We start from the raw sequence: 10,158 nt of genomic DNA, 5'->3' as shown, positions 1-10,158 counted from the left end.
CACCACACTATTACTTGGCAACTCCACCAACAAGCTCCCTTTTAGGTGCTCTTTCTATTACTTTAAGAACCCTTTTGTAACTTCTTCCTGCTTCCTCAAACTCTTCTCTAAATACTTGCATGACCACTACCCTGGACTTTCCTTGCGCTGTACGGACTAACACAATATCTCCTTGCTGAATAGGTTCCTTTCTCAAAGCTTTGGGAATATGCCAACGATACATGGTACCCGTATTCAACTTCAGCACACCATCATTCATACTTTTAATATGAAAAGCTTCTATCGTGTTGTTATCCATCCTGCATCTCTCCCCTTATTTATTACTGTTTTCTTTTCGCTTTCTCCATCTTAACTTGTAAACTCATTAATAGTTTATCATCCACACGTTTTGGCTTGTACCCCATCCGATCCACCAAGATACCTTCTATGACCTTCATACGGGCCGTGTAACGACGATATTCACTTTCTGAAAAGATTAGAGTCTCCGAATCTATTAAAACCCCTTCAGGAGCCTTCAGAAGGCTTCTCATGAGATTATAGGCTTTGGTTCGTTCTTCTCTCACCAACCGCAGCAAAATTAATAAGTCATACGTATGAAAAGAGGACAATTCTCTAAAAGGTAATTCGCATTGATCCAAATATAAAAACTCTTTCATTCTCGGACGCTGCTTCTTCAAAGGAGCTCCACAAAAATCGCAATGGCTTGCGACTTCCTTATTTTCTGTTTCGCAGTAGGAACAAATCAACCCATCACCTCCCAAAAGATAACGTTGCCTTAAGGCAACTGTCTCACGCCTTTAAGGCGTTTTGTAGTTAAGACGAACATACTCAATCACAGGGAAAAGAATTTGTTCCTCTAACGACGTAAAGCTTTTATCTAGGAATAATCGGTTGCCATCGAAGGCGAATGCTTCCAGGAGATAAAACACTCGGGGTTGCTTATAGGCTTTGCTGTTGTCTAGACAGGCTTGCCACACCTTCTCTTCTAAGTCTTTCGAATACTTACGGTGTTGGATGCAGGCTTGCAGGGCTTTTTTCTTCACATCTAGGTGTCCTTCCCAAATATTCTTCCTGGCGAGTTCGATCCACATGGTTGCCCGGATCTCTTCTTTCGCAACGCTTGTTGAGTTAGGTTCTGATTCTCCTTTTACAACATTCGTTGTGAATTGGTTTGGCAGCCGTTCTTCCAGGAACCTCCCTAAGGCTTCTTGGGTGACTTTCCATCCTTCTTTTCGAGAGGTGGGAGCAATCCCTTCTAGCACCCCTTGTCGTAACCATCTACGCACACTCTCTATATGAGACGTTATCTTATACTCTTTCAAGACGTCAAACACTTCTTCTACGCTATATTCCTTCACTCAACAACCCTCCATTAACACAACATTTGTTTTATAAATTAATTATACAACAGACGTTGCATTAAATCCATTTATTTAAAAAAAGATTTATTTTGGCCGGCTCGATAAGTAATAAACCTTGGAGGGATCCGTTTTGATGGGCTCCTTGGCATAGATGGGAAGAAAAAAGACTTGTTGCTGCATGACTTTCTGGACGAATCCATAATGAACATAGTCCTCGATTCTTTCCTCTAGGTGCAAAAGCTCTTCCCAGGTAAAGTGATCCTTTTCTTTCTCACGTAAGATAGGCTTGTCCGTTCCGATTACTCCATGTGCCAGGTACACTGTTCATCCCTCCCAGTTTTTGTTATACTGCATTTAAGTGATAACTAACATCGAGAAGGCAATCCTTCAACAGATTGCTTCAGGACACCCCCTCATTGGCAGGCAATGAGGGGGTTCGTTCGTTGAATGCTTTTCTTCTCTTTTATGATTTCTTGATAAAAAGTAAAAGAACAAGTAAAATGTAATTGATAATGATTTTCAATTAGATTATAAGGAAGGTGTTTCCTTTGTCTTTATTACGAAAGCAAGTCGAGTCTCGAAAGACATATATTATAGAGCAGCTCTTACGTAAGGGCGTTTACAAAAAAGATAATACGCAACTATATGAACTTACGCTTAACGAGTTAGAAGAAGCATATAAATCCTATATAGGAGGTGCTGACCTTTGAAGAAAAAGAACCTAAAACAACTTCTCATTGCAAATAAAGATAAGATTCTAAAAGATGATAAAGCCATCGAAAAGATTCACAAAAAAATTGATGAGAAGTATTTACAGCTGGATAAATAAAAATTAAAGTAAAACTCCCCCCTTTATTTATATACCTAGAGAAAAGGCGTATTTTTTTACGCCTTTTCTTTTTCAAAAACCTTAACTATGGTTGCCATTAAGGCAACATAAAATGCCATAAAGACATTAAGCTTTATAAGGTGCTCTTTCTCCTTCTGGCATGATGAGTCGTTCCTCTTGTACCTCATACACCAACTTGTTTTCTTTCTTTGATTCTTCTACATCAATGTTTAATAATTTTTCCTTGTGTTTCCCCACTGCATCCTTCATACCATAGGCTACTTTTTCTGCTTGATCTTCCCCCACAATATCAAAATACTTCTCGAATATGGCTCCCACTTGAATCAATCGGCGTGTGCGTTCCTTTCGTTCTTTCGCTTGTATTCGGTTCGCTACTTGCTGTTTCCTTGCCTTAATCTGCTCCATCTTTTCCTCTAATTCTTGTAAACGTTCTGCATCCGTTTTACGTGCCAATTCTAAAACCCTCCTGCAATACCATATTTTTCTTTTATTATATCGGAGCAAGTGGTACAATGCTAGACAAAAGGCAAGAATCGTCACAATGGAGTGGGACATAGATTCCCGAAGAACGAAGAACAAGGGCGCACTTACACAAACTATCGTTTGTCGTGCGGTTGCTTCGCAACAAAAGCAAAAAGCCTTTGCCTTATCAGGCAAGTTGCTAAAGCAACAAAAGACTAATCGCCTATCCGCGAAGCCAAAACAGAAAAGTAACCACCTTCGGTACTTCCTTTTCCGTTTCGGTCAAAATGGGATTCGCGTAGCGACGAAAGAGAGGTGAGAATCATGGCAATCTATCATTTTTCAGCACAAGTTATTTCAAGAGGAAAAGGGCAATCGGCTGTCGCTTCTGCTTCTTATCGTTCTGGTGAACGTTTAACAGATGAACGCACCGGCGAAATGAAATACTATGTTCGAGAAGTCCAACCGGATACCATGATTCTTGCCCCTTCTAATTCTCCTGAATGGGTGCAAGATCGTAACCGTTTATGGAATGAAGTCGAGCAATCCGAAACAAGAGTAAATTCTCGTTTGGCTAGAGAAATTAATATTGCTTTGCCAGTCGAATTAAATCATGACCAACAAAAAGAATTAATCCGTGATTACGTGCAAAAAGAATTTGTAGATAAAGGGATGATCGCAGACATTGCGATTCACCGTGATGATAAAGAAAATCCTCATGCACATGTCATGTTGACGACTAGAGAAATTACAGCTGATGGATTCGGTCCGAAAAATCGTGACTGGAACAAGAAAGAGCTTCTTGAACAATGGCGTGAGGAATGGGCGAACCATGCCAATAAGGCGTTAGAAAAAGAGGGGATTCAAGAACGAATTTCCCACCTTTCGCATGAAGCACGTGGACTTGAACAGCTTCCAACTGTTCATCTTGGCCATGTTGCGCATGAGATGGAAAAGCGTGGTGTGCAAACGGAAAAAGGAAACTTGAACCGAGATCGTCAGGAGTACAATGCACTTGTCGTGGATCTGCAGAAGTACCGAGAAGAGAAGAAAGCACTCGAACAAGAGAAGGCTCGCCAGCAAGAACAAAAGCAAAAAGCCGAAAAATTTAGTACAGCTGCGGAACGTGCGGACTTGCAAAACGCTTCTAAGATTTTAAAAGCAGAACCAACCATGACGAACATTGTTAAGAGACGGGAACAGCTTGATAAATGGGAAGAACGAGCTAATAACGGTGACCAGTACATCCGTTGGAAAGATGATAAAATCCGAGAAGCTTCGGACCATTTCCGATGGACAAATACCTTTCACAAGCAGATGGAGGAAGCCCAACAGCGAATCGACAACCTGAATTGGTTTAATCCGTTGAAACTCAAAAGCAATCAAAGGATAAAAGAACAGGCTGAAAACGACATTTCTAATGCGCAAGATCAAATTAAATTCCATGACGATAAGCTAAAATACCATCGTGAAAAGCTTGGATTCACGACCGAAAAGGAATTTAACCAGGTGAAAACGCAACATGAAATCGAACGCCCAGGACTCCTGGAGAAAAATCGAAATGCTCGTCAAACGATCACTTCGGAACGTAATGTCCTTCAGAAAGTCGAGAATGCCCATAAAAACGCATTTGTCCGTCAAGTGGCTTCTTTGTATCCTGAACGACCTGAAATGCGTCATATGAGCCATCAGACGGCTTCAAGGGTTGATCAAGTAAATAAGCTCTACGGAAACGGAAAACGAGTTCCAATTGAGAACATCGAAAAAGCTGTCCGTCATCAAAAACAAGAAATCCAACGACTTCAAGGAGAAATTTCTCGTGTCGAACAGACGAAAGGACGCCTGCAACGTGCTAAGGGCTACCTTGAAAATTATGAAAAGAACCAAGCTATTGTGGAGAAATATGAAAATAACCCATTCCTGAAAGGGAAAATGCTTGTCTCCAAATCCACAAAGCAAGAGTATGATCGGGCTGTCACTGCTCGTGATAGCTATAAGAATTACATGGAAAAGGAAAGTGTTTCTGGAAGAGCCGACTTTGAAAAGCAGGTGAAGACTTTCGACAAAATGGAAGCCAAAGTGCCTGAATATCAAGGAGCCATCCAATCTCAAGGAAAAGGACTTGGCTTGTTAGATGCCGTCCTGCAAGGACTTCAACAAGCAAGTAGAGAAATGACCAGAGAACGTGAACGTCAGCAACAAAAGACAAAAAGCAAAGGAAAAAGTCGTCAACAAACTTGGGGGAGAGATAGTAGATAATAACCGAATTAATAGCGTAGGAAGTTTTTCTTCCTACGCTTCAGGAGGGATAAAATGACTAATCAAAAGAAGTCTGTTGAAGAATTACTCCTTGATCTACATGAGCTAGAAAAGCGCAGCAAGCAAAAAACTCGAGTGTTACACTCTGAAAACGGGGTATTCTTACTCGATAAAAGTAATCGGCATGATGTGGAATGGTATGAGAATGACGAGAACTACGACGTGATATAATCTTACTAACGACCTCATTTGTGGGGTTGGCTCTTGGAAGTAGGAATAGACCTAACCAAAGAATCACCTCGCCATAGCTGGCTGGTAACACATGTGGCATGCCCTCCTAATTTTTTAGGGGGGTTATTTAATTTCCCCTTCCTAAAAAAGAGGTATGTTATGATGTCATGACGAAAAAATTAGTTGGAGGTGTAACGTTATGACCCTTATTTATAAAACAAAAGACGTAATGGAGAAGTTAGAAATTAAAGATTCTGTCTTTAAAAAGTACATTTCCATCCTTGAAAAAGAGGGGTATATCATTCAAAAAAACCAACAAGGTCATCGATTATTTACTAGTGAAGATATAACGACTTTAGAAAGATTCATAGAATTAAGCAAGTATAACGGCATGACTCTTGAATCTGTTGCCAAAATTTTAGGAAGTACTAAACAACCAAGTAACGGTCATGCCGTCATAGAGAAAAAAGAAGAAAGTTATGATGTTATGACTCTAATAACTACTGCTGTTACAACAGCTCTTGAAAAACAAGCAAAGCAACATTCTGCCCAACTTCAACAAATGCAAGAACAATTGAACAGAATGGAAAACAGTCAAAATGACCGTGATCTAAAGTTAGTCCAGTCATTAAGAGAGTCTCAAGAAACAAAAAAAATGTTGTTAGAAGTTAAAGAACAGATTGCTGCCACTCAAGAAGAAAAAAGTTGGTGGCAAAAATTATGGAAATGATGCCCCCTTCAACGGAGGAAACATTCAACAAGTACTAGATTGAGAGATTTACATTTTATCTTTATAATTAAAGGAAGAAATACAAAAGATTAGGAGAATGTTCATGAAGGCAACAGGTATGGTACGAAAAGTCGATCCATTAGGTCGTATCGTTATTCCAAAAGAAACACGAGATATCCTCGGTATCAACATTAAAGATCCTTTAGAAATATTCATAGAAGAAGACCTTATCATTTTGAAGAAATACGAAATAGATGGGGCCTGTATGCTTACCAACGACATATCTTCCTCCAATCTCCACCTTAACAATGGGAAAATCATCGTGAGTCGGGATGGTGCTGACCTTCTCTTACGAGAACTACAAGCCTACATCCACCAAACTAACTGAAGGAGTTCCAACATGCTGCCACTAACCGAACGACAAATTGACTTTTTAAACCGAGCATTAGACGTCGCCGTCGAGGAAAACTGGATTGGCTATCCCGACAAAAACGGTCAAGTCCATCCCGAAGACCAGGAGATTCTCTCTCTCGTTGACTTCTGCAACCAATTAGAAGCCGAGCACATGCTCATGTTTATTAAGGGTGGAAGAGTTTCTAGACCAGGTTCTAAAATAGAACAGGGGTAGTTCTATTTTAGAACTACCCTTTTCTCTGCAATTTTCCTTCGTACGGTCTAAGAACTTTGAATGAAACAAGAAGAAAAATAACATGTAGTAATACCATGATATATACAAAAAGGACCTCTCTACGTTGAGGTCCTTTTATATGAAAAGAGGAGAGAACTGTATAAGGAAGGAACTTTACCGGCCATTAACTTTCTTTAACAATACCCTTTTCCGTAGGAGTCACCGCCCACAAATGCAGCACCTACAATAATGAGAAGGATAAATAATACCACCACTAAGGCAAATCCTCCACCACTTTTTCCATCATAACTCATAGTAACACCACCTTTTTTACCAGGTGGTGTAGTATATGCAACAACAACCAGACATGTAAGGGCGAGCCTTTAAAAGCTTACATGGCGCCAAATAGACCATAATTATGTAGTTTTACAATCCTAGTATAATTCTGAAATAGAACTACCCTTCTTTTTTCTAACTGTCAACAAGGATCCATCCACGTAAACAGAAGTAATTCCGAGAAAAACGGAGAACACCCTTTTGGATTATCACCCCCATTTTCGCGTTATTTCCCAAATCAAAAACCCTGGAATTTGCCCAATTTTGGCGGAATTCCAGGGTTTGCTTTTTTGTTAGGTCCCGATAAGGGTGATTATGTTAACTTCTAATCCTTATATACAAAAAAGTTTACAACCAACGAAATAATCCGACATAAAATTACATTTTTTTCCATTTATGTAAAAAATAAAAAAAATTGTATAAATAAACAAGGTAATTATCTAAAAGTGTTGAATTACTATAAATAGATTTAATAAAAAATTAGATGAGGTGATAACAAAATAACAAAAATAAATAATTTTAGAAAGGAGAAACAGATTGTTTTTCTTCGTTGAACTCCACCTTATGGCTCTATTAGGGATATATCTTACAGTTACTTTATGCTTCTTTTATTTTCGAAAAAAAGAAACAACTCTTATTAAACAACTAATCAATTTATCTTTTTTTATCTACCTAATTTTACTTATTAAAGTAACACTCTTCCCGATTCCAATAGATAAAATACTAATTAAAAGTATGCTTGAAACCGATACAGCAGCTAAAACTAATTTAATTCCATTCGCCACTATGTACAAAACATTTGATTACAACAATATGGATCTTTGGATTAAACAGATAGGTGGTAATATTCTTTTGTTAATGCCGCTTGGATTCTATGCCCCTTTACTATGGAATCAAGTTAAAAAATTTAAAAATATAATAATATTAGGTTTTCTAGCATCATTCACAATTGAATTTGTTCAGACTTTAATATCCCTTATTATCGGTGTTACTTACCGAAGTTTTGATGTAGATGATTTAATTTTAAATACTGTAGGTGCTATTTTAGGATTTGGGATTATAAAATTATTTCTTCCGATCCTAATTAAAGTAGTTAAAACCATTGATGGAGAAAGTGAAAAAAATATGAAAATATTAAACCTTAGGAGGTAAGATATGAAAATAAAAAAATTTATATCTATAGTATTTCTTAGTATTTTTATGATCCTCCCAACAAGTGCAATGGCAGCATCTTATGCATATAACTTTGAATTCAGAAATTATTTACAATCCAACTTATATGACTTATATCCAAGCATCATCACTAATTATAAAATAACTATGACAAATAATAGTTCTGCATCTGGTACTGGTACTAGCGCTATTTATTATGTCGATTTGTATAGAGCTAACTCTTTAGGTGTAGGTGTATACATGGGTGTACAGCAATTTGATAGAAACGGAACAGTAACTAAGTCTTGGATAATATCAGATAAAAAAGGTGGAAGATGGGGATTCACTATGAGAAAAAATGATGATGGTCAATATGTGAAAGGTTTTGGTCAAATAAAAGACTAACTCAAAGATAAAACATTAGAGGACAAGTTATAGCTATAGCTATAACTTGTCCTCTTTACAAATTTTTATGAGATTTTTCAAAGGGTATTAACATTAGTAAAAAAGAAAACATGTAACAAATCAATGGATAAAAGACAAGAGGAAAAGTATCGAAAAATCCATTCACCCCTAGATACTTTGTTACAGGTAAACTTAATATAAAAGCTAGTAACATTAAAGTTTTTCGATGAAATATTGAAGCTATAATAGCAATAGAACTAGGAATGTAAAGAAATAATATTTTCTCTATCCTTAATATATATTTCCATTCCACATTTGTATCCCCATAATACTGCGGAATAGAATCTTTCCACAAATAAAATCCCATTAATGAACCAATAATACCTATAATACTCGATATTAAAAATCTCTTCTTATCAGTCAATTAGACAACCTCCCCATATTAAAATATATGTATGAAAATAATCGAAAATAACTAAGTTCAATTTAATATTGAATAAAGGAGTACAGAAGACCAAACTGAAAAATTGTAAGTTAAGGATGGAAGCTTTGATATAAAAGGAGATCACAGTAACACTTATAAAAACTTCACTTCTTAGTAGAACTTGGTTGCCTTAATGGCAACCTTTTAGTCTTCAGGACATTAACGAAAAATACAAGAAAATAAGATTACAAAACAAAGAGCGAATTGCTATTAAACAATAGTGATAATAGAGAGAGTTCGTTTAAAAGGGTTCAAAGCGTTGATATGACTGTGTTTTTTGTGGTTTTAGGGGTGTCAGGTTTTCCTGACAAAAAGAGATAGAAGTATCAGGAATTCATGACACCTAAAAAAAACCAATTAATAAAAAAGATCGTATCATTTATCAGATACGATCTAAAATCTTATTAAAAAAATCTTGCAGGTAAAGTTACCTTTTTGCCATTCTGATCTTTAAGATTTTTTAAAGAGTGTTGGAATAATCTCAAAGTAAGCTTGTCCAACTGAACATTATTTTTTCTAGGTGCACAAATCATAATGTAAGGATTTACAATCCACGTTCTAGGGCTTACAGTTCGTCCATTTTCAATAATATGCCCTGCCCCTTCAGGATTTAAAAGAATCTCTTTTTTCTTCAAGCTATTCATAATTAAAGAGGTTTGTTGTCTTGATTTCCCTATCATTTCAGCAATATCAGAAACAGTTGCCGATTTAGGAAGAACAAAATCATCTTCAAAGTTCTTTTTCTTCTTTTTAAATTTATCTTGCCTGCAAATAATTACATTACTTTTAAATTCTAAATAAGCTTGAATCCTAAATAAAAAACTTTCTTCTGCTTGATTTAAATAGCCAATTTGATTTAACAAATCTAAGTTCCTATGCATTGTCTGATTAAATGGCTCCCCTGCAAATGGGTCTTTACTGGTTCCGATAAAATGCTCATCACCAGTAAGTTCTTTTAATTGGTCTAGTAACGATTTTTTTAGTTGTTCTGCTCTTGATCTAGCTTCTATATCTTTTTCAAAATCTCGTTTTCTAGCATTTCTTTCTGCTTCTTCAAAGTCTATAACATTTTTTCCCACTACATTTTTCTCTCCCTTTTGTAGCAGGAATTAATCCCAATATGGTAGAATATAAATAACCAATACATTAATTAAGGGATTAACCCCTTGCTCGATTCGAGAAACCGCCTATCCGACCAAAGACAGGGCGGTTTTTCTTATTTTCTATATTTCGACAATACCAATAAAATCCCCTTTTTTC

General features: G+C 36.8%; 17 protein-coding genes. 9 read left to right on the top strand and 8 right to left on the bottom strand.

Features of this window, described 5'->3' with window-relative positions; translation table 11 throughout:
• Positions 1-10: 10 nt before the first annotated feature.
• The 4 genes from K7887_RS22025 to K7887_RS22010 all read right to left on the bottom strand — a co-directional run bounded on the left by K7887_RS22025 (position 11) and on the right by K7887_RS22010 (position 1,682).
• Entirely contained in the window at positions 11-298 is a 288-nt protein-coding gene (locus K7887_RS22025; RefSeq protein ID WP_223493748.1) for a DUF5839 family protein, read from the bottom strand.
• Between the two features lie 22 nt (positions 299-320).
• A complete protein-coding gene (locus K7887_RS22020) occupies positions 321-746 on the bottom strand; it encodes a hypothetical protein (RefSeq protein WP_223493746.1) in 426 nt (141 codons plus the stop codon).
• Between the two features lie 51 nt (positions 747-797).
• Positions 798-1,358 carry a hypothetical protein gene (locus tag K7887_RS22015; protein ID WP_223493744.1) on the bottom strand — a complete coding sequence of 187 codons (561 nt, stop codon included), beginning with the start codon at positions 1,356-1,358 and terminating at the stop codon, positions 798-800.
• 87 nt (positions 1,359-1,445) lie between these two features.
• A complete protein-coding gene (locus tag K7887_RS22010; RefSeq protein WP_223493743.1) occupies positions 1,446-1,682 on the bottom strand; it encodes a hypothetical protein in 237 nt (78 codons plus the stop codon).
• A 218-nt stretch (positions 1,683-1,900) separates the two neighbouring features.
• Here K7887_RS22010 and K7887_RS22005 point away from each other — a divergent pair, with 218 nt between their 5' ends.
• A complete protein-coding gene (locus K7887_RS22005) occupies positions 1,901-2,071 on the top strand; it encodes a Fur-regulated basic protein FbpA (protein ID WP_399209759.1) in 171 nt (56 codons plus the stop codon).
• Positions 2,068-2,190 (top strand): FbpB family small basic protein, encoded by a 123-nt coding sequence (locus K7887_RS22000; protein ID WP_223493739.1) that lies wholly within the window; start codon positions 2,068-2,070, stop codon positions 2,188-2,190. The genes K7887_RS22005 and K7887_RS22000 overlap by 4 nt, the downstream gene beginning before the upstream one ends.
• 126 nt (positions 2,191-2,316) lie before the next feature.
• Here K7887_RS22000 and K7887_RS21995 read toward each other — a convergent pair whose 3' ends face one another.
• Positions 2,317-2,664, bottom strand: coding sequence for a hypothetical protein (locus K7887_RS21995; protein ID WP_223493738.1), 348 nt, complete (start codon positions 2,662-2,664; stop codon positions 2,317-2,319).
• A 333-nt stretch (positions 2,665-2,997) separates the two neighbouring features.
• Between K7887_RS21995 and mobQ the strand changes: the two genes are divergently transcribed.
• The 5 genes from mobQ (at position 2,998) to K7887_RS21970 (ending at position 6,521) form a co-directional block, all read left to right on the top strand.
• Positions 2,998-4,932, top strand: a complete 1,935-nt coding sequence (gene mobQ, locus K7887_RS21990; RefSeq protein WP_223493737.1) for a MobQ family relaxase — start codon at positions 2,998-3,000, stop codon at positions 4,930-4,932.
• Positions 4,933-4,986: 54 nt separating this feature from the next.
• On the top strand, positions 4,987-5,163 hold the full coding sequence (locus K7887_RS21985; protein ID WP_223493766.1) for a hypothetical protein: 177 nt from the start codon (positions 4,987-4,989) through the stop codon (positions 5,161-5,163).
• A 199-nt stretch (positions 5,164-5,362) separates the two neighbouring features.
• Complete coding sequence (locus K7887_RS21980; protein WP_223493764.1) at positions 5,363-5,893, top strand: DUF3967 domain-containing protein; 531 nt, start codon at positions 5,363-5,365, stop codon at positions 5,891-5,893.
• 103 nt (positions 5,894-5,996) lie between these two features.
• Positions 5,997-6,281 carry an AbrB/MazE/SpoVT family DNA-binding domain-containing protein gene (locus K7887_RS21975; RefSeq protein ID WP_223493762.1) on the top strand — a complete coding sequence of 95 codons (285 nt, stop codon included), beginning with the start codon at positions 5,997-5,999 and terminating at the stop codon, positions 6,279-6,281.
• A 12-nt stretch (positions 6,282-6,293) separates the two neighbouring features.
• The gene (locus K7887_RS21970; RefSeq protein WP_223493760.1) at positions 6,294-6,521 is read left to right on the top strand and encodes a hypothetical protein; all 228 of its coding nucleotides are present in this window, start codon (positions 6,294-6,296) and stop codon (positions 6,519-6,521) included.
• 194 nt (positions 6,522-6,715) lie between these two features.
• On the opposite strand, the gene K7887_RS21965 is transcribed toward K7887_RS21970, so the two are convergent.
• Complete coding sequence (locus K7887_RS21965) at positions 6,716-6,835, bottom strand: YjcZ family sporulation protein (RefSeq protein WP_223493758.1); 120 nt, start codon at positions 6,833-6,835, stop codon at positions 6,716-6,718.
• A 559-nt stretch (positions 6,836-7,394) separates the two neighbouring features.
• Here K7887_RS21965 and K7887_RS21960 point away from each other — a divergent pair.
• On the top strand, positions 7,395-8,009 hold the full coding sequence (locus K7887_RS21960) for a VanZ family protein (RefSeq protein WP_223493756.1): 615 nt from the start codon (positions 7,395-7,397) through the stop codon (positions 8,007-8,009).
• A 3-nt stretch (positions 8,010-8,012) separates the two neighbouring features.
• Positions 8,013-8,414 (top strand): flagellar basal body-associated FliL family protein, encoded by a 402-nt coding sequence (locus tag K7887_RS21955; RefSeq protein ID WP_223493754.1) that lies wholly within the window; start codon positions 8,013-8,015, stop codon positions 8,412-8,414.
• A gap of 55 nt (positions 8,415-8,469) precedes the next feature.
• Here K7887_RS21955 and K7887_RS21950 read toward each other — a convergent pair whose 3' ends face one another.
• Together K7887_RS21950 and K7887_RS21945 are read right to left on the bottom strand one after the other, a co-directional pair.
• The gene (locus K7887_RS21950) at positions 8,470-8,838 is read right to left on the bottom strand and encodes a hypothetical protein (RefSeq protein WP_223493752.1); all 369 of its coding nucleotides are present in this window, start codon (positions 8,836-8,838) and stop codon (positions 8,470-8,472) included.
• Positions 8,839-9,302: 464 nt separating this feature from the next.
• Positions 9,303-9,977: a Rep protein gene (locus K7887_RS21945; protein ID WP_223493750.1), complete on the bottom strand. Its 675-nt coding sequence runs from the start codon at positions 9,975-9,977 to the stop codon at positions 9,303-9,305.
• Between the last annotated feature and the right edge of the window lie 181 nt (positions 9,978-10,158).

The organism is Sutcliffiella horikoshii, assembly GCF_019931755.1.
Lineage (GTDB): Bacteria > Bacillota > Bacilli > Bacillales > Bacillaceae_I > Sutcliffiella_A > Sutcliffiella_A horikoshii_E.
This window is presented reverse-complemented; position numbering and strand designations above follow the sequence as displayed.

Coding starts and splice junctions, on each gene's coding strand:
- K7887_RS22025 (WP_223493748.1), bottom strand. CDS start 298: ATGGATAACAACACGATAGAAGCTTTTCATATTAAAAGTATGAATGAT.
- mobQ (WP_223493737.1), top strand. CDS start 2,998: ATGGCAATCTATCATTTTTCAGCACAAGTTATTTCAAGAGGAAAAGGG.
- K7887_RS21985 (WP_223493766.1), top strand. CDS start 4,987: ATGACTAATCAAAAGAAGTCTGTTGAAGAATTACTCCTTGATCTACAT.
- K7887_RS21980 (WP_223493764.1), top strand. CDS start 5,363: ATGACCCTTATTTATAAAACAAAAGACGTAATGGAGAAGTTAGAAATT.
- K7887_RS21975 (WP_223493762.1), top strand. CDS start 5,997: ATGAAGGCAACAGGTATGGTACGAAAAGTCGATCCATTAGGTCGTATC.
- K7887_RS21970 (WP_223493760.1), top strand. CDS start 6,294: ATGCTGCCACTAACCGAACGACAAATTGACTTTTTAAACCGAGCATTA.
- K7887_RS21965 (WP_223493758.1), bottom strand. CDS start 6,835: ATGAGTTATGATGGAAAAAGTGGTGGAGGATTTGCCTTAGTGGTGGTA.
- K7887_RS21955 (WP_223493754.1), top strand. CDS start 8,013: ATGAAAATAAAAAAATTTATATCTATAGTATTTCTTAGTATTTTTATG.